Source organism: Streptomyces sp. NPDC051064 (assembly GCF_044455985.1).
In the GTDB taxonomy this organism is placed as follows: domain Bacteria; phylum Actinomycetota; class Actinomycetes; order Streptomycetales; family Streptomycetaceae; genus Streptomyces.
Window position 1 is genome coordinate 372,608 of the sequence record NZ_JBITFK010000002.1, and the last position, 24,657, is coordinate 397,264.

The 24,657-nt window shown below is 70.5% G+C and carries 25 protein-coding genes; 15 read left to right on the forward strand and 10 right to left on the reverse strand.

Translation table 11 applies throughout. The features are described 5' to 3' along the window. Positions 1-10 precede the first annotated feature (10 nt). The 3 genes from ACIBCU_RS08520 to ACIBCU_RS08530 all read left to right on the forward strand — a co-directional run bounded on the left by ACIBCU_RS08520 (position 11) and on the right by ACIBCU_RS08530 (position 3,003). Positions 11-1,411, forward strand: a complete 1,401-nt coding sequence (locus ACIBCU_RS08520) for a PLP-dependent aminotransferase family protein (protein ID WP_399230156.1) — start codon at positions 11-13, stop codon at positions 1,409-1,411. A gap of 120 nt (positions 1,412-1,531) precedes the next feature. Beyond that, positions 1,532-1,807: a hypothetical protein gene (locus tag ACIBCU_RS08525; RefSeq protein ID WP_362943664.1), complete on the forward strand. Its 276-nt coding sequence runs from the start codon at positions 1,532-1,534 to the stop codon at positions 1,805-1,807. An 8-nt stretch (positions 1,808-1,815) separates the two neighbouring features. After that, entirely contained in the window at positions 1,816-3,003 is a 1,188-nt protein-coding gene (locus tag ACIBCU_RS08530) for a glutathionylspermidine synthase family protein (protein WP_399230159.1), read from the forward strand. 27 nt (positions 3,004-3,030) lie between these two features. On the opposite strand, the gene rocD is transcribed toward ACIBCU_RS08530, so the two are convergent. Continuing rightward, entirely contained in the window at positions 3,031-4,236 is a 1,206-nt protein-coding gene (rocD, locus tag ACIBCU_RS08535; protein WP_362935417.1) for an ornithine--oxo-acid transaminase, read from the reverse strand. A 291-nt stretch (positions 4,237-4,527) separates the two neighbouring features. Here rocD and trpS point away from each other — a divergent pair, with 291 nt between their 5' ends. Then, the gene (gene trpS, locus ACIBCU_RS08540; protein ID WP_362935420.1) at positions 4,528-5,541 is read left to right on the forward strand and encodes a tryptophan--tRNA ligase; all 1,014 of its coding nucleotides are present in this window, start codon (positions 4,528-4,530) and stop codon (positions 5,539-5,541) included. Positions 5,542-5,631: 90 nt separating this feature from the next. Beyond that, positions 5,632-6,222: a 2'-5' RNA ligase family protein gene (locus tag ACIBCU_RS08545; protein WP_362935423.1), complete on the forward strand. Its 591-nt coding sequence runs from the start codon at positions 5,632-5,634 to the stop codon at positions 6,220-6,222. Between the two features lie 21 nt (positions 6,223-6,243). Here ACIBCU_RS08545 and ACIBCU_RS08550 read toward each other — a convergent pair whose 3' ends face one another. Continuing rightward, positions 6,244-7,002, reverse strand: a complete 759-nt coding sequence (locus ACIBCU_RS08550) for a decaprenylphospho-beta-D-erythro-pentofuranosid-2-ulose 2-reductase (protein WP_362935426.1) — start codon at positions 7,000-7,002, stop codon at positions 6,244-6,246. Positions 7,003-7,162: 160 nt separating this feature from the next. Between ACIBCU_RS08550 and ACIBCU_RS08555 the strand changes: the two genes are divergently transcribed. Beyond that, a complete protein-coding gene (locus ACIBCU_RS08555; RefSeq protein ID WP_362935429.1) occupies positions 7,163-8,095 on the forward strand; it encodes a YihY/virulence factor BrkB family protein in 933 nt (310 codons plus the stop codon). Here ACIBCU_RS08555 and ACIBCU_RS08560 read toward each other — a convergent pair. Beyond that, entirely contained in the window at positions 8,043-9,290 is a 1,248-nt protein-coding gene (locus ACIBCU_RS08560) for a D-alanyl-D-alanine carboxypeptidase (RefSeq protein ID WP_362935432.1), read from the reverse strand. The two genes, ACIBCU_RS08555 and ACIBCU_RS08560, sit on opposite strands and share 53 nt — an antisense overlap. A 121-nt stretch (positions 9,291-9,411) precedes the next feature. Between ACIBCU_RS08560 and ACIBCU_RS08565 the strand changes: the two genes are divergently transcribed. The 3 genes from ACIBCU_RS08565 (at position 9,412) to ACIBCU_RS08575 (ending at position 12,740) form a co-directional block, all read left to right on the forward strand. Beyond that, positions 9,412-9,657: an SCO4848 family membrane protein gene (locus tag ACIBCU_RS08565; protein WP_362935435.1), complete on the forward strand. Its 246-nt coding sequence runs from the start codon at positions 9,412-9,414 to the stop codon at positions 9,655-9,657. A 54-nt stretch (positions 9,658-9,711) separates the two neighbouring features. Then, positions 9,712-11,052, forward strand: coding sequence for a metallophosphoesterase (locus ACIBCU_RS08570; RefSeq protein ID WP_399230163.1), 1,341 nt, complete (start codon positions 9,712-9,714; stop codon positions 11,050-11,052). A gap of 134 nt (positions 11,053-11,186) precedes the next feature. Continuing rightward, positions 11,187-12,740, forward strand: a complete 1,554-nt coding sequence (locus ACIBCU_RS08575) for an ABC transporter substrate-binding protein (RefSeq protein ID WP_399230165.1) — start codon at positions 11,187-11,189, stop codon at positions 12,738-12,740. Here ACIBCU_RS08575 and ACIBCU_RS08580 read toward each other — a convergent pair. From ACIBCU_RS08580 to ACIBCU_RS08610, 7 genes are all read right to left on the reverse strand, one after another. Continuing rightward, complete coding sequence (locus tag ACIBCU_RS08580; protein WP_399230168.1) at positions 12,727-13,434, reverse strand: TetR/AcrR family transcriptional regulator; 708 nt, start codon at positions 13,432-13,434, stop codon at positions 12,727-12,729. The two genes, ACIBCU_RS08575 and ACIBCU_RS08580, sit on opposite strands and share 14 nt — an antisense overlap. A 43-nt stretch (positions 13,435-13,477) precedes the next feature. Then, positions 13,478-14,068 (reverse strand): hypothetical protein, encoded by a 591-nt coding sequence (locus ACIBCU_RS08585; protein WP_362935446.1) that lies wholly within the window; start codon positions 14,066-14,068, stop codon positions 13,478-13,480. A gap of 174 nt (positions 14,069-14,242) precedes the next feature. Continuing rightward, entirely contained in the window at positions 14,243-15,010 is a 768-nt protein-coding gene (locus ACIBCU_RS08590; RefSeq protein ID WP_356737513.1) for a succinate dehydrogenase iron-sulfur subunit, read from the reverse strand. Beyond that, the gene (gene sdhA / locus ACIBCU_RS08595) at positions 15,010-16,764 is read right to left on the reverse strand and encodes a succinate dehydrogenase flavoprotein subunit (RefSeq protein WP_362935449.1); all 1,755 of its coding nucleotides are present in this window, start codon (positions 16,762-16,764) and stop codon (positions 15,010-15,012) included. The genes ACIBCU_RS08590 and sdhA overlap by 1 nt, the downstream gene beginning before the upstream one ends. Positions 16,765-16,794: 30 nt before the next feature. Further along, complete coding sequence (locus ACIBCU_RS08600) at positions 16,795-17,274, reverse strand: succinate dehydrogenase hydrophobic membrane anchor subunit (protein WP_362935452.1); 480 nt, start codon at positions 17,272-17,274, stop codon at positions 16,795-16,797. 5 nt (positions 17,275-17,279) lie between these two features. Next, positions 17,280-17,660: a succinate dehydrogenase, cytochrome b556 subunit gene (gene sdhC, locus ACIBCU_RS08605; RefSeq protein ID WP_104788456.1), complete on the reverse strand. Its 381-nt coding sequence runs from the start codon at positions 17,658-17,660 to the stop codon at positions 17,280-17,282. Between the two features lie 166 nt (positions 17,661-17,826). Then, positions 17,827-18,387 carry a 2-oxo-4-hydroxy-4-carboxy-5-ureidoimidazoline decarboxylase gene (locus ACIBCU_RS08610; protein ID WP_399230880.1) on the reverse strand — a complete coding sequence of 187 codons (561 nt, stop codon included), beginning with the start codon at positions 18,385-18,387 and terminating at the stop codon, positions 17,827-17,829. Positions 18,388-18,759: 372 nt separating this feature from the next. On the opposite strand from ACIBCU_RS08610, the gene ACIBCU_RS08615 reads away from it, so the two are divergent. The 6 genes from ACIBCU_RS08615 to ACIBCU_RS08640 all read left to right on the forward strand — a co-directional run bounded on the left by ACIBCU_RS08615 (position 18,760) and on the right by ACIBCU_RS08640 (position 24,595). Beyond that, positions 18,760-20,349, forward strand: a complete 1,590-nt coding sequence (locus ACIBCU_RS08615; protein WP_399230172.1) for a glycoside hydrolase family 20 protein — start codon at positions 18,760-18,762, stop codon at positions 20,347-20,349. A gap of 208 nt (positions 20,350-20,557) precedes the next feature. Continuing rightward, positions 20,558-21,283, forward strand: a complete 726-nt coding sequence (locus tag ACIBCU_RS08620) for a DUF4328 domain-containing protein (RefSeq protein ID WP_362935458.1) — start codon at positions 20,558-20,560, stop codon at positions 21,281-21,283. Positions 21,284-21,354: 71 nt separating this feature from the next. Continuing rightward, complete coding sequence (locus ACIBCU_RS08625) at positions 21,355-21,861, forward strand: hypothetical protein (protein ID WP_362935460.1); 507 nt, start codon at positions 21,355-21,357, stop codon at positions 21,859-21,861. Positions 21,862-21,986: 125 nt separating this feature from the next. Further along, positions 21,987-22,580, forward strand: a complete 594-nt coding sequence (locus tag ACIBCU_RS08630; protein WP_399230174.1) for a hypothetical protein — start codon at positions 21,987-21,989, stop codon at positions 22,578-22,580. Positions 22,581-22,838: 258 nt separating this feature from the next. Then, a complete protein-coding gene (locus ACIBCU_RS08635; RefSeq protein WP_362935463.1) occupies positions 22,839-23,522 on the forward strand; it encodes an RNA polymerase sigma factor in 684 nt (227 codons plus the stop codon). After that, positions 23,522-24,595, forward strand: coding sequence for a hypothetical protein (locus tag ACIBCU_RS08640; RefSeq protein WP_399230177.1), 1,074 nt, complete (start codon positions 23,522-23,524; stop codon positions 24,593-24,595). Before ACIBCU_RS08635 ends, ACIBCU_RS08640 begins: the two co-directional genes overlap by 1 nt. Positions 24,596-24,657 lie beyond the last annotated feature (62 nt).

The following is a 24,657-nucleotide window of genomic DNA, read 5'->3' on the forward strand; positions in this document are numbered from 1 at the left end:
GTCCATTTCCATGACAGATTCCTGGGCCGCTTTCGGCGCCGACCTGCATATCGAACCGGTCGGCACGGGCCTGCGCAGCGGGCTGATGAACGCGCTGCGTGAGGCCGTGCGCACCGGACGGCTGATCCCGGGCACGCGGTTGCCCTCGTCCCGGACGCTCGCCGTGGATCTCGGGATCGCACGCAACACCGTCGCCGACGCCTACGCCGAGCTCGTGGCGGAGGGCTGGCTCACCGCGCGGCAGGGTTCGGGGACCAGGGTCGCGCAGCGGGCCGACGCGCCCGGACCCGCCGCCCGGGGGGCCGCGGGCCGGCAGGTGCGACGGCGGCCCGTCCACAACCTGATGCCGGGCTCGCCGGACCTCTCGGCGTTCCCCCGCGCCGAGTGGCTCAAGGCCGCCAGACGGGCCCTCACCGCCGCCCCCGACGCCGCCTTCGGGTACGACGACCCGCAGGGCCGCTTCGAGTTGCGGAGCGTGCTGGCGGACTACCTGGCACGGGCACGCGGGGTGTACGCGGACCCGGAGCGCATCGTGATCTGCTCCGGATTCGTCCACGGGCTCACGCTGATGGGGAAGGTGCTGCGACGCCGCAAGGTGCGGGCGGCGGCCGTCGAGTCGTACGGGCTGGACATCCACTGGAACCTCCTGGCCGACGCCGGCCTGCGCACCCCGTGCCTCCCGGTGGACGCGCTCGGGGCCAGGACCGGGGAGCTGGGAGGGGCACCGGGCGTGGGCGCGGTGCTGCTGACCCCAGCCCACCAGTTCCCCACGGGCGTCCCGCTCCATCCCGACCGGCGGGCCGCGGCGGTCGACTGGGCGCGGTCCTCGGGCGGTCTGATCCTGGAGGACGACTACGACGGCGAGTTCCGCTACGACCGCCAGCCGGTGGGCGCCCTCCAGGGCCTCGACCCGGAACGGGTGGTCTACATGGGGACGGCCAGTAAGTCCCTGGCGCCCGGGCTGCGGCTGGCCTGGATGGTGCTGCCGGAGGGACTGGTGGACGAGGTGTGCGACGCGAAGGGCGGCTTCGACTGGATGTCCGCGGCGCCGGACCAGCTGACCCTCGCGGAGCTCATCGCCTCAGGAGCGTACGACCGGCACGTGCGGGCGATGCGGCTGCGCTACCGGCGCCGTCGTGACCAGCTCGTCGAGGCGCTCGCCGAGCGGGCACCGGACTTCGAGGTGAGCGGCATCGCGGCGGGGCTGCACGCCGTGCTCGAACTCCCCGAGGGGACCGAGCAGTCGGTCGTCCAGGCGGCCACCTGGCAGGGGCTCGCGCTGGAGCGGCTCTCGCGCTTCCGGCACCAGGACGCGGCCCCCGGCCGCGACGGGCTGGTCATCGGTTACGGCACGCCGTCGGAGAGCGGATGGGCGGGGGCGCTGGACGCGCTCTGCCGGGTGCTGCCGTAGGCGTGACGCCGGAGAGTGGGCGGCACCGGGTTTCAGTCGGGGGGATCGTGCATCTAATCTGACTGGCAGTTGGCGGGTGGGCGTACACCGGCCCGTGGGTACGACGGGGGAGAACAGCACATGGACAGGCGCAAGCTGAGGTCGAGCACCGTCGTGCTCGGCGGCATGGGAGTACTCGCGGCGACGCTCACCGCGTGCGGCTCGGAACCGGACGAGCGGTGCGTCGACCGGGTCACCCAGGAGATCCTGCCGGAGTACGAGTGCGAGGACAGCAACGGCAGCGGGAAGTACTACTACGGCGGCAGCAGCCACAACAACCGCGTTTCCGGCGGCAGCTTCGACAAGTCCGCGGTCGAGCGCGACGGATTCGGCTCCTCCGGCTCCAGCGGCGGCTGAGACCCCTCATGGAACGCCGCACCACGGAACCGCGCCCCGGCTGGCAGGAGACCGTCGAGGAGCAGGGGCTGATCTACCCCCTGACCCGCTACCCGGACGGCTCCCTGCGCCCCTACTGGGACGAGAGCGCCTACTACGTCTTCTCCCTGCCCGAGGTCGAGGCGCTGGAGGAGGTCGTGGAGGAGCTCCACACGATGTGTCTGGCCGCCGCCGCGCACATCGTCGAGCACGACCGCTTCGCCGATCTCGGCATCACGGACACCCGGCTGGCGGGCCTGATCGCCGAGTCCTGGCGGCGCCGCGCCGAACTGCCCTCCCTGTACGGCAGGTTCGACCTGCGGTACGACGGGACCGGCCCGGCCAAGATGCTGGAGTACAACGCCGACACCCCCACCTCGCTGGTGGAGGCCGCCAGCCCCCAGTGGTTCTGGATGGAGGACCGCTTCCCCGGCGCCGACCAGTGGAACTCCCTGCACGAGCGCCTCGTCGACGCCTGGAAGCGGCAGGCGCCGCTGCTGCCGCCCGGCCCTCTCCACTTCGCCCACTCCGACGGCGACGAGCTGGGCGAGGACCTGATGACGGTGGCGTATCTGAGGGAGACCGCCGAGCAGGCCGGGATCGAGACCCGGGCGCTCTCCGTCGAGCGGATCGGCTGGGACCGGCTGTCCCGCCGCTTCGTCGACGAGCGGCTCCGCTTCATCCGCAGCTGCTTCAAGCTGTACCCGTGGGAATGGCTGGCGACGGACCGCTTCGGACCGCATGTGCTGGAGACCCTGGACAACGGCGGAGGAACCGGCAGCACCTGCTGGATCGAGCCCGCCTGGAAGATGCTCCTCTCCAACAAGGCGCTGCTGCCCATCCTCTGGGAGCTGTACCCGGGCCACCCCAACCTCCTCCCCGCCTACCTCGACGGACCCCGCGAGCTGGCCGGGCCGGACGGGGCGGGCTACGTCGCCAAGCCGCTGCTCGGCCGTGAGGGCGCCGGGGTCACCGTCCACGAACCGGGCAGCGCCCCGGTCCTGCGCGACGAGCCCTGCTGCTACCAGGAGCTGGCCCCCCTGCCCGACTTCGCGGGCAACCGGGTGGTGCTCGGCGCCTGGGTGGTCGAGGACGAGGCCGCCGGGCTCGGCATCCGGGAATCGGCGGGGCTGGTCACGGACGAGTACGCGCGCTTCCTGCCCCACGTCATCCTCTGACCGGGCGCCCGCGGCCGGACCGGGCGCTCAGCCGGCCAGTACGCCGCGGAGCTGGTCCAGGCCCCAGTCGAGGTCCTCCTTGCTGATCACCAGGGGAGGGGCGATCCGGATCGTGGAGCCGTGGGTGTCCTTGACCAGCACCCCGCGGTCCATCAGCTTCTCCGAGATCTCCCGGCCCGTCCCGAGGGCCGGGGAGACGTCGACCCCCGCCCACAGGCCCCGGCCCCGCACGGCCTCCACCGCGCCGCCGCCGGCCAGCAGCCCGAGCTCGTGGTGGAGATGGTCGCCCAGCTCCGCCGCCCGCTGCTGGAACTCACCGGTGCGCAGCATCGCGACCACCTCCAGGGCCACCGCGCAGGCCAGCGGATTCCCGCCGAAGGTCGACCCGTGCTCGCCCGGCCTGTACACACCGAGGACCGCGGAGGACGACACGACGGCCGAGACGGGTACGACGCCACCGCCCAGCGCCTTGCCCAGCACGTACATGTCGGGGACGACGCCCTCGTGCTCGCAGGCGAAGGTCCGGCCCGTGCGGCCCAGGCCCGACTGGATCTCGTCCGCGATGAACAGCACGTTCCGCTCCCGGGTCATCTCCCGCACCCCGGCCAGATAGCCCGGCGGCGGAACCAGCACCCCGGCCTCGCCCTGGATCGGCTCCATCAGCACCGCGACGGTGTTCTCCGTCATCGCTCCGGACAGCGCGGTGAGATCCCCGTACGGAACGATCTCGAACCCCGGTGTGTAAGGGCCGAAGTCGTCCCGAGCCTCATGGTCGGTGGAGAAGCTGACGATCGTGGTCGTCCTGCCGTGGAAGTTGTCGGCGGCGACGATGATCTTCGCCATGCCGTCCGGGACGCCCTTGACGCGGTAGCCCCACTTGCGGGCCGTCTTCACGGCCGTCTCCACGGCCTCGGCCCCCGTGTTCATGGGGAGGACCATCTCCATGCCGCAGAGCTCGGCGAGCTGTGTACAGAACTCGGCGAACCGGTCGTGGTAGAAGGCGCGGGAAGTCAGGGTCACGCGTTCGAGCTGAGCCTTGGCCGCGTCGATCAGGCGCCTGTTGCCGTGCCCGAAGTTGAGCGCCGAGTAGCCGGCGAGCATGTCGAGGTAACGGCGCCCCTCGACATCGGTCATCCAGGCGCCGTCCGCCGAGGCGACGACGACGGGCAACGGGTGGTAGTTGTGCGCGCTGTGCGCCTCGGCGGAGGCGATGGCGGTTTCCGTGGTCGACACGGGATCTCCGTTCGTCGTGCGGCGGGGGCGGGGGTGGTGCCCACTTTGTATCGTCGGTCGGATCCAGGACCTGGAAACCTTCCGCGTGCGGCGCGCCTCACGGACACCGCGCACACCCTGCCGGGCGGACCGTGTTTCTCGTCTCATTCATCGCGGTGCCCCGGTCCGCGCACGGGTGATCACCGAGGCCCCGCCGCCGCGGCGGCCCCCCGGCCGAGCCCCTTCCCGCGCCCTCACATCTTTCCTCCACCGGTTGCCGGAGATCGGTTCCACACCTGAGACAATGGCTCCATGGCCTCTGATCGACCCCGCGTGCTTTCCGGAATCCAGCCCACCGCAGGCTCGTTCCACCTCGGCAACTATCTCGGTGCGGTCCGCCAGTGGGTGGCGCTGCAGGAGTCCCACGACGCCTTCTACATGGTGGTGGACCTGCACGCGATCACCGTGCCGCAGGACCCGAAGGAGCTCCGGGCCAACACCCGGCTCGCCGCCGCACAGTTGCTGGCGGCCGGGGTCGATCCGGAGCGGTGCACGCTCTTCGTCCAGAGCCATGTCCCCGAACACGCCCAGCTCGGCTGGATCATGAACTGCCTCACCGGCTTCGGCGAGGCGTCCCGCATGACGCAGTTCAAGGACAAGTCCGCGAAGCAGGGCGCCGAACGGGCGACCGTGGGCCTTTTCACCTACCCGGTCCTCCAGGTCGCCGACATCCTGCTCTACCAGGCGAACCAGGTCCCGGTCGGCGAGGACCAGCGCCAGCACATCGAGCTCACCCGGGACCTCGCCGAGCGCTTCAACGGCCGCTTCGGCGAGACGTTCACGATCCCGGCGCCGTACATCCTCAAGGAGACGGCGAAGATCTTCGATCTCCAGGACCCGTCGATCAAGATGAGCAAGTCGGCGTCCACGCCGAAGGGCCTGATCAACCTCCTCGACGACCCGAAGGTCACCGCCAAGAAGGTCAAGAGCGCGGTGACCGACACGGACACGGTGATCCGCTACGACACGGAGAAGAAGCCCGGCGTCAGCAACCTCCTGAGCATCTACTCCACCCTCACCGGCACCGCCGTCACGGACCTTGAACAGAAGTACGAGGGCAAGGGGTACGGCGCGCTCAAGACCGACCTCGCCGAGGTCATGGTGGAGTTCGTCACCCCGTTCCGGACCCGGACCCAGGAGTACCTGGACGACCCGGAGACCCTGGACGCCCTGCTGGCCAAGGGGGCCGAGAAGGCCAGGACCGTCGCCGCCGAGACACTGGCGCAGACCTATGACCGGATGGGCCTTCTGCCTGCGAAGCACTGAGTCCAAGGACCCTGGCGGGACCACGGCCGAAGGGGCCACACTGGCGTCGGCACGACCGAAGAACGACCTTCGAAGATTGAGGAGAACGATGTGGGGACCGTAACGCTTGGCGTTTCGATCGCGGTCCCGGAGCCGTACGGCAGCCTGCTCCAGGAGCGGCGCGCGAGCTTCGGGGACCCTGCCGCGTACGGCATCCCCACCCACGTCACCCTTCTTCCGCCGACCGAGGCCGAGGCGGCCGACCTGCCGGCGATCGAGACCCACCTCTCCCAGATCGCCACGGCCGGCCGGCCCTTCCCGATGCGCCTGTCGGGCACGGGCACCTTCCGCCCGCTCTCGCCGGTCGTCTTCGTCCAGGTCGTCGAGGGCGCCTCGGCCTGCTCCTGGCTCCAGAAGCGGGTCCGGGAGGCGTCCGGGCCCCTGGTGCGCGAGCTGCAGTTCCCGTACCACCCGCATGTGACCGTGGCGCACGGCATCGCGGAGGAGGCCATGGACCGGGCGTACGAGGAGCTCTCCTCGTACGAGGCGGCCTGGACCTGTGGTTCCTTCGCGCTCTACGAGCAGGGCGCGGACGGCGTCTGGCGCAAGATCAACGAGTTCCCCTTCGGCGGCGGCGGCGCCGCACCCGCCGTACCGGCCCAGGGCGGCAGCTCCATGGACCGGCCGTCCCTGCACCCCTGAGCCCGGCCTGACCGCGGTGGCCTACCGCACCGGCAGTCGCCGGAACAGCGGACGCGGCACGTGCCGCAGGGCCGACATCACCACGCGCAGCGCCCCGGGGACCCACACCGTCTCCGAGCGCCGCCGCAGCCCCGTCACGATCGCGTCCGCGACCGCGCCCGGGGTCGTGGCGAGCGGTGCCTCCTCGCGCCCGGCGGTCATCCGCGACCGCACGAAGCCGGGGCGTACGACCATCACGTGCACCCCCGTCCCGTGCAACGCGTCGCCGAGCCCCTGCGCGAAGGCGTCCAGGCCCGCCTTGCTGGAGCCGTAGATGAAGTCGGCGCGCCGGGCGCGCTCGCCCGCCACCGAGGAGAGCACCACCAGCGACCCATGTCCCTGCGCCTGGAGTGCGCCGGCGCACACCAGACCCGCGGAGACCGCTCCCGTGTAGTTGGTCTGCGCCACCCGGACCGCGGCCAGGGGCTCCTCCTCGTCGCGCGCCTGGTCGCCCAGGACCCCGAAGGCCAGCAGCACCATGTCGATGTCCCCGTCGGTGAAGAGCTTCCCGAGCACCTCCTCGTGGGAGGCGGAGTCGAGCGCGTCGAAGGCGACGGTTCGGACGTCGGCGCCCAGCTCGCGCAGCTCGGCCGCAGCGCGTTCCAGGGCGGGGGAGGGCCGCCCGGCCAGCTGGACGGCCCGGGTGCGGCGGGCGATCAGCCGCCGCGCGGTGGCCAGCCCGATCTCCGAGGTGCCGCCGAGGACGAGCAGGGAACGCGGGGCACCGAAGGCGTCCTTCACGGGATAACTCCTAGCGGGGTGTCGACGGACGTGGTAGTGACCGTATCGCCCAATAAAACCCGTTTGAGGGATTTGTTACAGCACTCACCGAAATGGGTGATTGGTGATCCGGGCGGCCCCGGGCGACGGTTTTCCGTGCCCGGGAGGGTACGCGTAGTGCATGGACTGGCTGAAGAAACTCCCCGTCGTCGGGCCGTTCGTCGCACGGCTGATGGAGACGCACGCCTGGCGCTCCTACGAGACGCTGGACCGGGTCCACTGGACCAGGCTCGCCGCGGCGATCACCTTCCTCAGCTTCCTGGCGCTCTTCCCGCTGATCGCCGTCGGTGCCGCCATCGGCGCCGCGCTGCTCTCCCCCCAGCAGCTCGACAAGATCGAGGACAAGCTCGCCGAGCAGGTGCCCGGCATCTCGGACCAGCTCGGCATCGACAGCCTCGTGGCCCACGCGGGCACGGTCGGGGTCGTCGCCGGTGTGCTGCTGCTCTTCACCGGCATCGGCTGGATCGGCTCGATGCGGGACTGCCTGCGCGCCGTGTGGGAGAAGGACGACGTGGACGAGGGGAACCCGGTCGTCCGCAAGCTCAAGGACGCCGGTCTGCTGCTCGGTCTCGGTGGAGCGGCGCTCGTGACCCTCGCGGTCTCCACCGTCGCGTCCACGGCCATCGGCTGGACGGCCGACCGCGCGGGCATCCCCGAGGACGGCGCGGGCGGGATGCTGCTCCAGGCGGCCGCCGCCGTCGTGGCCGTCGTCGCCGACTTCCTGATCCTGCTCTACCTGCTGACCCTGCTGCCCGGAGTGGAGCCGCCGCGCCGGCGGCTGATCGTGGCGGCGCTGGTCGGCGCGGTCGGCTTCGAACTCCTCAAGCTGCTGCTCGGCAGCTACATGAGGGATGTCGCCTCGAAGAGCATGTACGGCGCCTTCGGCGTGCCGATCGCCCTCCTCCTGTGGATCAACTTCAGCGCGAAGCTGCTGCTGGTCTGTGCCGCCTGGACGGCGACGCCGAGCAAGGACGGCACAGCGGAGGCGGAGGGCGCGGAGGTCAGCGACGGGGGAGGCGACGCACCAGGTCGGGCAGCGGCCAGCGCCGGTTGACCAGGAACACCGCGGCCGCCAGGGCCACCAGCACTCCGCCGGCGACCGACAGCGCTGTCCAGACCCCGTTGGAGCCGGTGGCGGCGGCGTGGGACGTCGTGGCCGGCTTCTTCTCCTTCGCGGCGCCCTTGCCCGTGCCCGCGGGTTCCGAGCCCTTCGAGACCACGGCGGACTTCGGCGGTACCAACTCGCCGACCGGGGTCACCTTGCCGCTGGCGGAGAAGCCCCAGTCGAGCAGGCCGGCGGCCTCCTTGTAGACGGCGTGGCTCTCCTCCGACGACGGGTTCATCACCGTCACCAGCAGCACCTTCCCGTCGCGCTCGGCGATCCCCGTGAAGGTGTTGCCCGCGTGGGTGGTGTAGCCGTTCTTGACGCCCGCGATGCCCTTGTACGGCTCCACCCCGATGTCACCGGTGATCAGCCGGTTGGTGTTCTGGATCTCGAAGCTCTCCCGCTTCTTGCCCTTCTTCTGCTCACCGGGGAACTCCGCCGTCGCCGTTGCGGCGTACTCGCGGAAGTCCGCCTTCTGCATGCCGCTCCGGGCGAACAGCGTCAGGTCGTACGCGCTGGAGACCTGGTGCGGGGCGTCGTAACCGTCGGGGGAGACGACCGTGGTGTCCAGCGCCTGGAGCTCCTCGGCGTGCCGCTGCATCGCGGCGACCGTCGCGGGCACGCCGCCGTACATCTCGGAGAGCACGTGCACCGCGTCGTTGCCGGAGCGCAGGAAGACGCCGAGCCACAGGTCGTGGACCGTGTAGGAGTGGTCCTCCTTGACGCCCACCAGGCTGCTTCCCTCACCGACGCCGGCGAGTTCGTCCTCGGTCACCAGATGGGTGAGGGACTTCGGCTGCAGGGCGGGCAGGACCGTGTCGGCGAAGAGCATCTTCAGGGTGGAGGCGGGCGGCAGCCGCCAGTGAGAATTGTGCGACGCGAGCACCTGCCCGCTCTCCGCGTCCGCGACGATCCACGACCGTGCGGTGAGGTCCTTCGGCAGGACCGGGGCGCCTGGGCCCAGATCGACCTGGGTGCCCACCTCGCCCAGCCGCTTGCCGCCCACGGTCGACATCGGACCGTTCGGCTTCGGCTGTTTGTCGTCGGTCTTGTCCTTGTCGGCTGCCCCGGCGGGACTGACGACACATACGGACAGCAACGCGGCAGAGAGGACCGTCATTACGGTCTTTTTCAGAGCAGGCACGGTCGGAAACGTACATGGCGTTGCTGAGGATGGGGACCCGGATGGCCTGACCCGCCGTGCATACCGCCGGGACAGCCCACCCCGGGCGATCGGACGGGAGCGCGGCGGCGATACTGATTCCATGAAGCTCAGCCGCTCCGTCTCCTGGTTCCTGCTCGTCTTCGGAGCGTGGAGCTGGGTCATCTGGGTCACCTTTGTCAAAAATCTCTGGAAGGACGGCAGCGGGCTCGCGTTCGACGACGCGGGCGATCCGACCGCGTACTTCTGGGTCCATCTCCTGCTCGCCATCACCTCGTTTCTTCTGGGGACGGCTGTGGGGGTCATCGGGTTCCGTGGCGTCAGGGCTTTGCGTCGCGAAGGCAGATGACGGCCCGGGCGTGGGCCGCCGTCCGTACAGGATCGTTTCAGCGGGGGAGCGTACGTGGTTGTGGTCTTCGTACTGGTGGCGGTCGCGGTTCTCGCACTGCTCGCCGCGGTACACCGGTATGTGTGGCGCCGGCTGATCGGTGACACGACGGCGAAGGACAGCCTCGCGCGCCGCGCGGGCACCGTCGCGGCCTTCGTACTGCCGCTGCTGAGCGTCGGGGCCCTGGTCTCCAGCCGCGCCGGGGTCCCCTTCCCGGTGCAGCAGGTGCTCGCCTGGCCGGGTTACCTCTGGCTGGCCGCTCTGCTCTACCTGACGCTGGCCCTGCTGGTCGGCGAGGCCGTCCGGCCCCTGCTGCGCCGGCTGCTCGCCCGCCGGGCCGCGACGGCCGGTGACGGGCCCACGGACCAGGCCACCGCGACCGCCGGCCGGCCCACGGACCAGGCCGCCGCTCCGGCCTCCGAGCGCCCTCACCAGGCCTCCGCCACCACCTCCGGGCCCGGCTCGGGCGGCGGCAGCACCCGTACGGACCTCGCGCCGCGCGCCGAGACTCCCGCCCCGTCCGTCGCCGGCCCCTCGCGCCGGCTCTTCGTCGCCCGTGCCGTCGGCGGAGCGGCCGCCGTCGCCGGGCTCGGCACCGTCGGCTACGGCACCTACGGGGTGCTGCGCGGCCCCCGCACCAAGCGGATCACCGTCCCCCTCGCCGGACTCCCGCGGGGCGCCCACGGCTTCCGCATCGCCGTGGTCAGCGACATCCACCTCGGCCCCATCCTCGGCCGCGCCCACACCCGGCGGATCGTCGACGCGATCAACGCCACCGGCTCCGACCTGGTCGCCGTCGTCGGAGACCTCGTCGACGGATCCGTCGCCGACCTCGGTCCCGCGGCCGAGCCGCTCGCCGGGCTCGAAGCCCGCCACGGCAGCTACTTCGTCACCGGTAACCACGAGTACTTCTCCGGCGCCGCCGAATGGGTCGACCACGTACGCGAGCTGGGTCTGCACCCGCTGGAGAACGCCCGCGTCGAGATCGCCGGCTTCGACCTCGCCGGAGTCAACGACGTGGCGGGCGAGAGCGAGGGCCAGGGCCCGGACTTCGCCCGCGCGCTCGGCGACCGCGACCGCAGCCGCGCCTCCGTCCTCCTCGCGCACCAGCCCGTCGTCATCGACCAGGCCGTCGAATACGGCGTCGGACTCCAGCTCTCCGGCCACACGCACGGGGGCCAGCTCTGGCCGGGGAACCTCCTGGCGGAGCTCGCCAACCCCACCGTCGCCGGATACGAACGCTACGGCGACACGCAGTTGTACGTCTCGCGAGGTGCGGGCGCCTGGGGCCCGCCCGTGCGCGTCGGCGCCCCCTCCGACATCACCGTGGTGGAACTCGCTTCCCCGCAGGCCTGAGCCCGAAACCTGTGAGTGCCCACCCTGGCCTTCCAGATGTGAATATCGTGTGATTGGGTAAGGGTGATCATGCGGCGATGATGTGCCTCTCTGTGCACGTGAGCCGGGGTGGGGTTGGCAAGGGAGCACGGCACATGCGGTTCATCCGTCTACGGATTCTCGCGATTCTGGCGGTATTGGTCATCGCGGGCGTCGGCGCCTGGCAGCTGCTTCCCTCGGACGAGGTGAACGAGTTCCCGATCACGGTCGGAACGTCCGACGAGGTCACCTCGCTCGACCCGGCCGGTGCGTACGACGCCGGCTCCTGGGCGATCTACAGCAACCTCTACCAGTCCCTGATGACCTTCAGGCCCGGGGCGGTCGTGCCGGAACCGGACGCCGCCGAGAGCTGCGACTTCGTCGGCCAGAAGCTCCAGACCTACCAGTGCAGCCTGCGGGACGACCTGACCTTCTCCAACGGCCGCAAGATCACGGCCGAGGACGTCAAGTACTCCTTCGAGCGCATGCTCAGGATCAAGGCGGACGCGGGGCCCTCGGTGCTGTTCCCCAGCCTCGACTCCATCGTGACCGAGGGCCGCACGATCACCTTCAACCTCTCGGCCAGGGACGCGACGTTCCCGCAGAAGCTGGCCACGGGCGCCGGGTCCATCGTCGACCCCACCCGGTACCCGAAGGACAAGCTCCGCACGGGCGGCCAGGTCGACGGTTCGGGCCCGTACACCCTCAAGTCGTTCGAGCCCGGCGTCCAGGCCGAGCTGGTGCCCAACCCGGCGTACAAGGGCGCGCTGAAGAAGACGGGTGTCGCGGTCGACATCCGCTACTTCGAGGGGTCCGAGGCGCTCCAGGCGGCCTGGACGGCCGGGGACGTCGATGTCACCCACCGCCAGCTCCCCTCCGAGCAGCTCGCCGAGCTCGACCCGGCCGCCGATGACCAGCGCGTCACCGAGGCGGACAGCGCGGAGATCCGCAACCTCGTCTTCAACGTCCGGGACGGCGCGCCGCTCGCGGACAAGAAGGTCCGCCAGGCCATCGCCTGGCTCATCGACCGCGGGCCGCTGGTCACCAAGGCCTACCGGAGCACCGTCGAACCGCTGTACTCCCTGATCCCGCAGGGCTACATCGGGCACAGCACCCCCTTCTTCGACTCCTACCCGGAGTCGGACCCGGACCGGGCCAGGGAGCTGATGGAGGAGGCCGGTGTGGATCTTCCGCTGCACATCACCTTCGCCCACCGCGATGACGACGCCAACAAGGCGGAGTCCGCCGAGCTGGTCCGCCAGCTGGAGAAGGACGGGCTCTTCGAGGTCAAGGAGAAGGCCGTCGAGTGGCAGGCCTTCCAGAAGGGCTACGCGGCCGGTGAGTACGACGCGTACACCCTGGGATGGCTCCCCGACTACCCGGACCCCGACACCTTCAGCCAGCCCCTGGTCGGCAGCGAGAACTCCCTCCACAACGGCTACAGCAGCGAGAAGATGGACGCCCTGATCGCGGCCACGCAGCAGTACAGCGACCGCGGCCGGACCTCGGACGACTTCAAGGAGATGCAGAAGCTGGTCGGCGAGGACGTGCCGCTGGTCCCGCTGTGGCAGAAGAAGGACTACGTCGTCAGCAAGCAGTCCGTGTCCGGGTCCCAGTACCTCTCCGACGGCACCGGGATCTGGCGGCTGTGGGAACTCAGCTGGATCTGACGTCCTGGGCGCCGCGCGCCCCGGGCAGGAACTCCACCAGGACGTCGTGGATCTGCCGCACGAGCGGCCGCAGCACCCGGAAGCGGGAGAGCGCGATGGCCCGGGCGGCGATCGGTGCGGTGCGCTCGACGAGCCGGCGGCTGCGGCCGGTGCCCTCGGACCGGTCGTAGACCCAGAACAGCACCAGGCCCATCTGCATCAGCCACATCAACTGCGGCAGTATGACGCCCAGTTCGGGGTCGTACTTGGTGCTGGATCCGGCCAGGCACCGCTCGTGCACGGAGATCACCGCCTCGCGGGCGCCCACGGACTCCTCCGAGAAGGGGGAGAGCGGGCTCTCCGGGTCGGCGGCGTTCTTGAAGAACTGGGCGGCGAAGCGGTGGTACGGCTCGGCCACGTCCAGCCAGCGGAGCAGCACGCCCCGGATGCGCAGGGCGAGATCCGTCTCGCCGGCCAGGACCGGCTGGACCGCCGCCTCGTGCTCGGCGGCGATCCGGTCGTAGAAGCCCTGGACCAGGTGTTCCTTGGAGGAGAAGTAGTAGTAGGCGTTCCCGACGGAGACGCCGGCCTCCTGGGCGATCGCCCGCATCGTCGTCCGGTCGTACCCCCGCTCCTCGAAGAGCCGGAGCGCGGTCTCCAGGATCAGGGTGCGGGTCTGCTCGCTCTTCGGCGCCTTCTTCTCTTGCTCCACCACGGTCCCAAGGCTAACCGGGCGAGGAGGAGCGGCCGTCCCGGACTCAGGCGCTCATCGAACGCGCGGTGTTCACCTGCGACATGACCCACTGGAAGGTCTCGGGGCCCGTCGCCGGGATCATCGTCTGGTGGTGCCGGCCGCCGCTGGTGACCGTGATCTGCACGAAGCCGGTCGTGCGCTTCTCCTTCATCAGGAGGAACAGCAGACCGATGAGGCAGAACAGCGCGAAGACGATCGCGAGCACGATGCCCACGGTCGGGATCTTCTCCTCCGTGCGCGACATGTCGGTCGCCGTCCACACCGCGCCCTTGAGCGGCAGGGTGCCCGACGGGGTCACGATGCCGTCGTTCATCACCGTGATGTCACCGAGCGAGAGCACCGGGACTCCGCCGCCGCCCTGCTGCACCGGCAGGTTGAAGCCGGGCTCCGTCGGCTGTCCGGGGCCCGGATAGCCGTAACCGGGACCGGGCTGGGCCGCGGAGTCGGGCAGCGGCTGCGGATAGCCGTACGTCGGAGCGGCGCCCGGCGCCGGATAGCCGTAACCCTGGCCGTCCGGCATCGTGGGCGGGTTGCCCGGCGGCTGGGGCGGGCCCCACTTGTATGAGTCGTCCGCGTACGGATTCGGATCGCTCACGACGTTCCCCGTTCTCCATCAATCCATCTGCTCCCGTGCTGTCCTGCGCCGGGAGAGGGCGAGCCGGTCGACGGCTCCGCACGACCGTACCGTCCCGGCCCGCCCGACGCACCAAGAGGCCCCGCTTCCCGCACAGTCCGTGCGGGAAGCGGGGCCTCCGGTGCGACGCGTGGGTCAGAAGCGACGGGTGATCAGCGCGCGCTTCACTTCCTGGATCGCCTTGGTGACCTCGATGCCACGCGGGCAGGCGTCCGTGCAGTTGAACGTCGTGCGGCAACGCCACACACCGTCACGGTCGTTGAGGATCTCCAGGCGCTGCTCCCCGCCCTCGTCACGCGAGTCGAAGATGAATCGGTGCGCGTTGACGATGGCCGCCGGGCCGAAGTACTGGCCGTCGTTCCAGAACACCGGGCACGAGGACGTGCACGCGGCGCACAGGATGCACTTGGTGGTGTCGTCGAAGCGCTCGCGGTCCTCGGGGGACTGCAGACGCTCACGCGTCGGCTCGTTGCCCTTGGTGATGAGGAAGGGCATGACATCGCGGTAGGCCTGGAAGAACGGGTCCATGTCGACCACGAGGTCCTTGAGGACCGTGAGGCCCTTGATGGCCTCGACCGTGATCGGCTTCTCCGGGTTGATGTCCTTGATCAGCGTCTTGCAGGCGAGCCTGTTCTTGCCGTTGATCCGCATCGCGTCGGAGCCGCAGATGCCGTGCGCGCAGGAGCGGCGGAACGTCAGGGTGCCGTCCATCTCCCACTTGATCTTGTGAAGGGCGTCGAGCACACGCTCCTTCGGGTCGATCGAGATCTGGAAGTCCTGCCACTGGGCCTCGTCGGAGACCTCGGGGTTGAAGCGGCGGATCCGGAACGTGGCCGTGATGTACGGGGAGTCGGCGAAGCCCGCCTCGGCCTTGTCGGTCTTGTCCAGGGTCGGGGTAGCCATCAGTACTTACGCTCCATCGGCTGGTAGCGGGTCGTGACGACCGGCTTGTAGTCGAGCCGGATCGACTCGGTGCCGTCGTCCGCGACCTCGCGGTACGCCATGGTGTGGCGCATGAAGTTGACGTCGTCGCGGTTCGGGTAGTCCTCGCGGTAGTGACCGCCGCGGGACTCCTTGCGGGCCAGAGCGGAGGTCGCCATGACCTCGGCCAGGTCGAGCAGGTTGCCCAGCTCGATGGCCTCCAGCAGGTCCGTGTTGAACCGCTTGCCCTTGTCCTGGATGGACACGTTGAGGTAGCGCGCCCGCAGTTCGGCGATCTTGTCGACCGCCGTCTTGATGGTCTGCTCGGTACGGAACACCATCACGTTGGCGTCCATGCACTCCTGCAGCTCCGTGCGGAGCGCGTGGACCCGCTCGGTGCCCGTCGAGTTGCGCAGCCGCTCGACCTGGTCCTGGACCAGCTGTGCCGGGTTCTCGGGAAGCTCGACGAAGTCGTTCTTCGCGGAGTACTCGGCGGCGGCGATGCCCGACCGGCGTCCGAAGACGTTGATGTCGAGCAGCGAGTTGGTGCCCAGGCGGTTGGCGCCGTGCACGGAGACACAGGCGACCTCGCCGGCGGCGTACAGGCCCGGGACGACGGTGGTGTTGTCGGCCAGCACCTCGCCCTCGACGTTGGTCGGGATGCCGCCCATGGCGTAGTGCGCGGTCGGCTGGATCGGGATCGGGTCCGTGTAGGGCTCGATACCGAGGTACGTACGCGCGAACTCGGTGATGTCCGGGAGCTTCGCGTCCAGCTGCTCCGGCGGGAGGTGCGTGAGGTCGAGGTAGACGTGGTCGCCCTCGGGACCGCAGCCGCGGCCCTCACGGATCTCCGTGTAGATGGAGCGGGACACGACGTCACGGGACGCGAGGTCCTTCATGACCGGCGCGTACTTCTCCATGAAGCGCTCGCCGTCCTTGTTGCGGAGGATGCCGCCCTCACCACGGGCGCCCTCCGTCAGCAGGATGCCCATGCGCCAGATGCCCGTCGGGTGGAACTGGAAGAACTCCATGTCCTCCAGCGGAAGGCCACGGCGGTAGCAGGCGGCCTGGCCGTCACCGGTCAGGGTGTGCGCGTTCGACGTCACCTTGAAGAACTTGCCGGTGCCGCCCGAGGCGTAGATGACCGACTTCGCCTGGAAGACGTGGATCTCGCCGGTGGCCAGCTCGTAGGCGACGACGCCGGCGGACTTCTTGACGCCGTCCACCTCGACGACCAGCTGGTCCAGGACGTAGAACTCGTTGAAGAACTCCACGCCCTCCTTGACGCAGTTCTGGTACAGCGTCTGGAGGATCATGTGGCCGGTGCGGTCGCCCGAGTAGCAGGCGCGGCGGACCGGGGCCTCACCGTGGTTGCGGGAGTGACCGCCGAAGCGGCGCTGGTCGATCTTGCCCTCGGGCGTACGGCCGAACGGCAGGCCCATCTTCTCGAGGTCGAGGACCGCGTCGATGGCCTCCTTCGCCAGGATCTCGGCGGCGTCCTGGTCGACCAGGTAGTCGCCGCCCTTGATCGTGTCGAAGGTGTGCCACTCCCAGTTGTCCTCCTCCACGTTGGCCAGCGCGGCGGCCATGCCGCCCTGCGCGGCGCCCGTGTGGGAGCGGGTGGGGTAGAGCTTCGTCAGCACGGCGGTGCGGCTGCGCTTGGTCGACTCGATGGCCGCGCGCATGCCGGCGCCGCCGGCGCCGACGATGACGGTGTCGTACTTGTGGATCTGCATGGTTTCCCTCTGGTCCCTCTGTCCCGGCGCCTAGCGGATGTTCGGGTCGAAGGTGAAGATCACCAGCGTGCCCAGCAGGACGGTGAACACCGTGGCGGTGTACAGGAGCATCTTCAGCCAGAAGCGGGTGTTGTCCCGTTCGGCGTAGTCGTTGATGACCGTACGGAGGCCGTTGGCGCCGTGAAGCATGGCGAGCCACAGCATCGCCAGGTCCCAGACCTGCCAGAACGGCGAGGCCCATCGGCCCGCGACGAAGGCGAAGCCGATCTTGGACACGCCGCCGTCGAGCACCAGCTGGATCAGCAGGTGGCCGATGACGAGGACGACCAGCACGATGCCCGACAGGCGCATGAAGAGCCAGGCGTACATCTCGAAGTTCGTGCGCGAACCCTTGGGGGTCTTGCCCGTGCGCTTACGCGGGGGCTCGATCACCGGGGCCGGGTTGTCGACGTCGTACAGGCTTACGCCCTCGACGTCACCGATCGCGGTGGAAGGAGTCTCGGTGGACATCGGCCTCAGCTCCCGAAGACTTCACGTACGGCGTGACCGAGGACGGGGTACAGGGCCCCGACCATCAGCACGATCCAGATGCCCAGGACGGTCCAGAGCATCTGCTTCTGATAGCGCGCGCCCTTGGACCAGAAGTCCACGGCGACGATGCGGAGACCGTTCAGCGCGTGGAACAGGATCGCGGCCACCAGGCCGTACTCGAGCAGTGCGACGAGCGGGGTCTTGTAGGTGGCCACGACGTCGTCGTACGCCTCGGGGGAGACACGCACGAGAGCGGTGTCCAGGACGTGTACGAACAGGAAGAAGAAAATGAGGACACCGGTGACTCGATGAGCCACCCAGGACCACATGCCTTCCCGGCCGCGGTACAGCGTTCCAGCCGGCACGGAAGAACCCTCCGGGAGCGGGGATTGGGGTCGGCCGGCTTGACTGTCGGTCTGACCCGGCCGGGTACGGTCCACCGGCCCTGGCCATCGTAGCGACGCTTTGTCGGTTCCATTGCGGCGGGGGCTCCGGTGTGATCAAAGCGGCAGTCAAACAGGCACGGACGGGCTACCGCGGGTCATATGCCACCGGGGGGAACGGGTCGGGCGTCAGACCCGCCTCCGTCACCAGCTCGATGATGCGGCACCGGGCGAGTCGCCGCATCTCCTCCGCGGTCAGGGAGCGCTCCTCGTCCGGTTCGTGCGCCAGCCGGGTTCGGATGGCGGCCAGCACCTGGTCGACGTGGTGGGAGGGGCGCAGACCGTCGAGGCAGATCACGAAGGCGTGGCCGAACCGGCTCTCGTACGCCGCGTGCGCGGCGCGCAGCGCCAGATGGGCGGCCCGGGGCGCGTCGTGGCGCAGGCAGGGGGCGCTCTCCGCGGCGAGCGCCTCGGCCAGATCGGCGGGCCCGAGGTCGTATCCCGCCTCGTCCGAGGCGGCGAGCAGCGTCTCCAGGTCCGGATAGGGGCGGTGGGCGGCCAGCCGCTGCGCCCAGCGGCGGCTCCCGCAGCACTCCAGCAGGGCGGCCTCGGCCAGGTCCCGGGGCCAGGCGTGGAAGCGGCCGAGGCCACTCGAGTGGGCATCTGGGCGCCGGCTCACGGACACTGGTTCCGGAACGGGGGCCTCCACCGGGGCCTCGCGAAGGGCCGGGGCAGGGCCCCGGCTCTGGACGGGGACGGCCGTCGGCCAGGCCTGCTGCGGTGGTTTCGGCAGGCCGGCGTGGGACTCGCTGGACCTGGACAGCGGGACTCCTCGAATGAATGACATCTGTGACCCTGGAGAGGGGCCGGAGAGTGACGAGGTTGCGCGGAGGGTGGGAGTGAGGGCTGAATTTGTGTGCCGTCACGCTATCGAGGACGGGCGACGCGCAGCCGAATGATGCGCGAAATTCACCCGGACGGGAGAGCTTCGGAACGCTTGATGGACGATTCAGCGGGGGAAATACCCGACTTTCTCATCTTCTTTGAACTGTTTCTCCCCCGATCCGGAGGTTTCTGACCGATGTCGCCCTCACGCGCACCCCTGGTCGCCGGCGCCGCCGTCGCGGTGGCAGCCGCCGTCACCCTCACCGTCGTCGTCTGGCCCGAGGACTCCGGCCCCGGAGCGGGGAACGGCGCGTCGGCCTCGTCCCGTACGTCGGCGTCCCCGTCACCCACGCGGAGCTACCCGCTCTCCACGACGCCGCGGACGATACCCGCGGTCCGGGAGCACACCGCCGCGCGCGGTCCGGGCTGGAAGCCGGCCAAGGACAGCACGGTCGTCGCTGCCGACCCCGAGCTCGCCGACGAGGCGAAACTGCTCGCCCAGGAGCTGAAGATCGGCTACCGGGGCGAGAAGTCCGCCCGCTCCGGGGACGTCGAGCTGGCGCTCGGGGGCAAGGGAGGCCAGGAGTCCTACACCCTGAGGACCGAGGACAACCGGGTCACGATCAGCGGTCCGGGCCAGGCGGGCGTCTTCTACGGGACCCGCACCCTCAAGCAGTCGCTGAGCGCCGACGACACCGTGCCCGAGGGCGTGGTGCGTGACACGCCCGACCGCCCGCAGCGCGGGCTCAACCTCGACATCGCGCGCAAGCACTACGACGCGGACTGGATCGAGGACCGGCTGCGCGAGATGGCCGACCTCAAGCTCAACCAGCTCGGTCTCCACTTCTCCGACGACCAGGCCTTCCGGATCGAGTCCGACACGCACCCCGAGGTCGTCTCCGAGGAGCACCTCACCAAGGCGGAGGTCCGCCGGATCGTGAAGCTCGCGCAGAGCCTCCACATCACGGTCGTCGCCGAGATCGACTCGCCCGGACACCTGGGCGCCGTCCTGGCGGCCCACCCCGACCTGCAGCTGCGGAACACGCAGGGAGTCGTGCGGGAGGGAGCCATCGACATCTCGAAGCCCGAGGCGGCACAGATCGTCGACGACCTGATCAAGGAGTACGCGGAGCTCTTCCCCGGCGACTGGTTCCACGTCGGCGCGGACGAGTACCAGGCGCTCACCGTGAGCGATCCGGCCGCCTCCTACCCGCAGCTGGCCGCCGCCGCACGGGAGAAGTACGGCGACGACGCCACCGTCCAGGACCTGGCGGAGGGCTGGCTGAACGACCGCGCCGCGGTCGTCACCGAGGCGAAGAAGATCCCCAAGGCGTGGAACGACGGCTTCTTCAGCGGCGGGACGGTCGCCGGCGACAAGGGCATCGAGGTCGAGTACTGGACGGGCAAGGAGATCGGTGCCCGGCCGCCCCAGGCCTACCTCGCCGAGGGCCGCAAGGTGGTCAACCTCAACGACGAGTACCTCTACTACGTGCTCGGCGAGCCCAACGACTTCACGTACCCGACGGGTGAGCGGATCTACGAGCAGTGGACACCGTTCGTCCTGCGCGGAACCGAGCCGGTGGCCGAGCGCTATTCCAAGCAGATCCTGGGCGGCCGGTTCGCGGTCTGGGGCGACTTCCCGAACGCGCAGACGCAGGCGCAGGTGGCGGAGGGGATCCGGATGCCGCTCAACGCGGTCTCCCAGAAGCTGTGGGACCCGCGGGAGCCGAAGCTGACCTGGGCACAGTTCGAGCGGCTCGCCGACGAGGTCGACGCGTCGGACTGACCGGGGCTCCGTGGACAGCGACGCCGCGGGAGGCTAGGTTCCGCATGCCGCGCGCCCTGGGGAGGGGCGCGCGGCTCGTGCGTTACCGACGAAGCCTGGGGGGCTCCGCTTCATGAAGTGCACCAAGTGCGGACTGAGACCGATCGCGTCGGCCGTGGGGCGCTGCACCCGCTGTGCGGCCATGTATCCCTCACCGCCGAACGGACTGATGGCCGCGACTCCGGCCCCGCCCGCGGAAGCGGGACACCGGCTGCGATCACCCGTAGGACTCGCCAGGGCGGCCGTCGTCCTGCTCGGGATCGTCATCGCCACCGACCTCCTGGCCGTGGCGGCCGGGCTGAACCTCCGCGGGGAGTACGCCGTCGTCACCGACGGCTTCGTGTTCGACGGCGACGGGTCGTACCGCGCCGCGCAGTGGTACGCCGGGGTGGGCGTTCTGCAGAGCAACGCGATGATGGCCACCGCCGTGCTCTTCATCCTCTGGTTCCGCAGGGTCCGGCTCAACGCCGAGGTGTTCGACGCGGGTCTGCAGTCCATGCGGCCGGGCTGGGCGGTCGGCGCGTGGTTCATCCCGGTCGCCAACTTCTGGCTGCCGCGCAGGGTCGCGGGCGGCATCTGGACCGCGAGCGCGCAGACGAATCCGGACGGCGCCTGGCGCACCGTCTCCATGGCACCGCTGAACCTCTGGTGGGGTGTCTGGGTCTTCTCGATGGTCTTCAGCCAGTACGCGGGCAGGCAGTACGAGCAGACCCGGCTGTCGCCGGAGATCGTGGACGCGGTCGGCCTGGTCCTGGTGGGCGATGTGCTCGACATCGCCGCGGCCGTCCTCGCGATCCTCTTCGTACGGAAGCTGACCCGGATGCAGGGTGAGCGCGCGGCCCTCGGCGTGACCCCGCTGTCCGCCCCCTCACCGGCCGGTCCTGCGCCCGCCTGAGTTGACCCGTTTTCGCGCTTCCCCGTGGACCCGGGCGGGAAGAATGGACCGGACCGCGGGGGGAGCACGACGTGGGTTTCTGGGGCTTGTATCTGGTGGGCCGCAGCGGGGAGCCGCTCATCGGCCACCCCGCGCTGCGCGACGCGCGCGAACGGCTCACGCTGCGGGAGTACCGGGCGGACGGCTGGCAGGTCTGGTCCCACCCCACCGAGCCGTCGCTCGGCAGCATGACCGCACTCGCCGACGCGGCACGGGCGCCGGTCCTCCTCGGCTTCGTCATGGACGGTGTCTGCGTGGCCGTCGAGGCGGCGGCGCCGCACAGCGGGTCCTGGTACGCCTGCCTCGGCAGGGCACCCATGGCCGCGCACATCGACCGGGACGGCCTGACGCCGGAGGACCTCTTCCTGCCACCCGAGGACGCCGCGGCGCGGGCCGTCGCATGGGCGGCCGAATCCGGCCAGGGCGTCCTCGAAGGCCCCCTGCTCGAACTGCTGCGCATCGAGCGGCCCGAGTGGTCCGCGGAGGAACTTTTCTTCGCTTTCCTGGACCGTCTGGGCATCGAGAGCCGGTCCGAATGAGTCCCGCTGTGATCTCCCGTGTCGGAAGAGTGACGCTTTTCGGCCAACTGACGCTGTACGCGGTAACGGGAAGCGGTGTGCTCCCCGACGACCGAGTGGACGGTGAACCGATGGGGGAGGCGTCGATGACTCTGCTGGAGCTGATCGCTCGTGCCGACGAACGAGGTCTGGCGGCGAGCGCGGTCGCCTGTCTGGACCGCTGTCTTCCGCCGCCGGAGGACGGAGACGACGGCCCCGAGCCGCTGCGCCCGCTCTGGGCGGGCTGCGAGAGCGGCGCGGAATGGGCTGCCCGGCTCGACGCCGCCCACGCGGCGCTGGAGGGCGGAGCGGGCCGGGACGCCACGACGGCCCGCGTCCGGGCGCTGCTGGCCACCGCCCCCCGGGACTTCGCCGCCGGGCCGCTGCGCGCATGGGCCGACGCCTGCTCGCTCCTCGCGCTGGACATCCACCGGGAGTCGGACTTCCCGGCCGGTGACAGCGCGCGGACGGCCGAGGCATGTCGGGCCGACGGCGCCGTGGGCGGTGGCCCTCTCGTCACGGGAGAACTCCGCCGGCAGTCCGCGATCCTGGAGGGCCTCGCCGAGACCGCCGGTACGCCGGGCGGTACGGCGGGGCTGCGCCGGGCCCTGGATCTGTCGACCGAGGGCCGGCGGGTGCTGCGCGCGGTGATGTCCCGCCGCGCTCGCGGCCGTGGCCGGCCCAGCGACGTGACGCCATGAGGGGAGGGGACGACGACCGGGGCCGCCACCCCCCACAGGAGAGGCCCCGGCCGTCTTCCACGGGGCCGCAGAGCGACCCCGTACTCATCTCAGCGTCACGGGTGCGTTTTCTGTCACACCGCACTGAGTCAGGAGACAGTTGCGGGTTGTACAAGTCATGGACGGGGCACCGTCCGACCACGTAGCGTGCTGAGTCGCGCAGCGTGGCGCAGTAGTGGTGACCAGCTACGATTCGGATCAGCAGGGCGGGTTGAGAGAGTGCTGGGGGACGACGCGGAGCTGACCGCCGCGGTGCTCGCGGCACAGGACGGGGACGAGGACGCCTTCCGGACTGTGTACCGCGCCGTGCACCCACGGCTGCTCGGCTACATACGGACGCTGGTCGGTGAACCGGACGCCGAGGACGTGGCGTCCGAGTCCTGGCTGCAGATAGCGCGTGACCTCGACCGCTTCAGCGGGGACGCCGACCGGTTCCGCGGCTGGGCGGCCCGGATAGCGCGCAACCGCTCGCTCGACCACATACGGATGCGGGGCAGGCGCCCCGCGATCGGCGGCGACGAGAGCGAACTGGCCGGTGAGCCCGCCGAGTCCGACACCGCGGGCGAGGCACTGGAGTCGCTGGCCACCGGGCGCACCATGTCCCTCATCGCTCAGCTGCCCCAGGACCAGGCCGAGGCGGTCGTGCTCCGCGTGGTGATCGGTCTCGACGCGAAGAGCGCGGCGCGGACGCTGGGTAAGCGTCCCGGCGCGGTGCGCACCGCCGCCCACCGAGGGCTGAAACGGCTGGCGGAGCTGGTCGGCGCCGACAACGGCCCGGAGGAAGAAATTCCGGCGGCGGGTGCGGAGCTCGGCGCCGTACCCGCACAACGCCCCGGCCGCCAGGGGGCGGTGGCACCCGCCGGTGTGACGCATTCGCGTCCGTGGACGCAGAAGGGCATGTGATGGCCGACGAGCAGCACGAGTGGCTTGATGCGGACGCGGCGGAGATGTTGCTCCGTGGCGTGTCCGTCGAGCCCGTCGACGATCACGCGAGAACCGAGGCCCGCCGGGTGGAGGCGGCGCTGCGTGCGCTGCGTGCCCCCGGCCCGGCCGACGACGAACTGCCCGGTGAGGCCGCCGTGCTGGCCGCCTTCCGTGAGGCGTCCCGGGGCGGGAAGCGGGCCGGAGCGGTGAGCCCCACCGGGATCGCGAGACAGCCGGACGCCCTGCACACCGTACGGATCGGGGCGGCGCGCACGGCCCCGGTCCGCCGCCCGCGATGGACCCGTCCGCTGCGCTACGGCCTCGCCGTCTCGCTCGCCGGGTGCGCGCTCGGCGGGGTGGCGGTCGCCGGGGGCACGGGCATGCTTCCCGCGCCGTTCGGCGGCAAGGACTCGCCCGTTCCGGCCGCGTCCGTCTCGGCGTCCGCGTCTTCCGAGGAGCTGGGCGTCGAGGTGCCCGACGCCGGTGAACCGCCTTCGCCGCTGCCCTCGGGAACGCACGGCGCGCCCAGCTCCCCGGCGCCCTCGGACGTGCCGGGCGGCGGGGTGCCCGGAGGCGATCCGGGCACCGGGCAGGACGGCGGCGGTGCGACCGACCGCGAGGAGCACGGCCGGGACAGCGGAACCGGCGGAACCCAGGACGGCACTGCCACACCCGAGGCGCCCGGAGGCTCCCAGGCCGAGGTGTTCAAGAAGTCGGTCAAGGCCTGCCGCGCCTACCGCGAGAACACCCTGAGCCAGGAGGAGAGGTCCCGGCTCCTCGAACTGGCCGACGGTGAACGCAGCCTGGGCCGCTTCTGCGACCGCCTCCTCGGCACGGACGACCGTGACGGCGGGAGCGGTGAGGACGGCCGGGACGACGACAGGAACAACGGCCAGGACGACGGCAAGGACGGCGAGAGCTCCCTGCCCGCGATCACCTTCCGTACGCCGTCCGAGGAGACCACGCAGGACGACGCGCCGCAGGACGACAGTGAGCGGCCGGCGGCGGGGCCCACCGCGAGTACGTCCGCGTCCCTGTCGGCAACGCGCTGACCTGCGAGAACAACTCGGCAGTAACATTCTTCGGCGGTCCGGCGCAGTAGTAAGTGCCGACT

Coding starts and splice junctions, on each gene's coding strand:
- ACIBCU_RS08600 (WP_362935452.1), bottom strand. CDS start 17,274: ATGTCCACCGAGACTCCTTCCACCGCGATCGGTGACGTCGAGGGCGTA.
- ACIBCU_RS08640 (WP_399230177.1), top strand. CDS start 23,522: ATGGCCGACGAGCAGCACGAGTGGCTTGATGCGGACGCGGCGGAGATG.
- ACIBCU_RS08530 (WP_399230159.1), top strand. CDS start 1,816: ATGGAACGCCGCACCACGGAACCGCGCCCCGGCTGGCAGGAGACCGTC.
- ACIBCU_RS08620 (WP_362935458.1), top strand. CDS start 20,558: ATGGCCGCGACTCCGGCCCCGCCCGCGGAAGCGGGACACCGGCTGCGA.
- trpS (WP_362935420.1), top strand. CDS start 4,528: ATGGCCTCTGATCGACCCCGCGTGCTTTCCGGAATCCAGCCCACCGCA.
- ACIBCU_RS08565 (WP_362935435.1), top strand. CDS start 9,412: ATGAAGCTCAGCCGCTCCGTCTCCTGGTTCCTGCTCGTCTTCGGAGCG.
- ACIBCU_RS08520 (WP_399230156.1), top strand. CDS start 11: ATGACAGATTCCTGGGCCGCTTTCGGCGCCGACCTGCATATCGAACCG.
- ACIBCU_RS08575 (WP_399230165.1), top strand. CDS start 11,187: ATGCGGTTCATCCGTCTACGGATTCTCGCGATTCTGGCGGTATTGGTC.
- ACIBCU_RS08615 (WP_399230172.1), top strand. CDS start 18,760: ATGTCGCCCTCACGCGCACCCCTGGTCGCCGGCGCCGCCGTCGCGGTG.
- ACIBCU_RS08555 (WP_362935429.1), top strand. CDS start 7,163: ATGGACTGGCTGAAGAAACTCCCCGTCGTCGGGCCGTTCGTCGCACGG.
- ACIBCU_RS08630 (WP_399230174.1), top strand. CDS start 21,987: ATGACTCTGCTGGAGCTGATCGCTCGTGCCGACGAACGAGGTCTGGCG.
- sdhA (WP_362935449.1), bottom strand. CDS start 16,764: ATGCAGATCCACAAGTACGACACCGTCATCGTCGGCGCCGGCGGCGCC.
- ACIBCU_RS08590 (WP_356737513.1), bottom strand. CDS start 15,010: ATGGCTACCCCGACCCTGGACAAGACCGACAAGGCCGAGGCGGGCTTC.
- ACIBCU_RS08525 (WP_362943664.1), top strand. CDS start 1,532: ATGGACAGGCGCAAGCTGAGGTCGAGCACCGTCGTGCTCGGCGGCATG.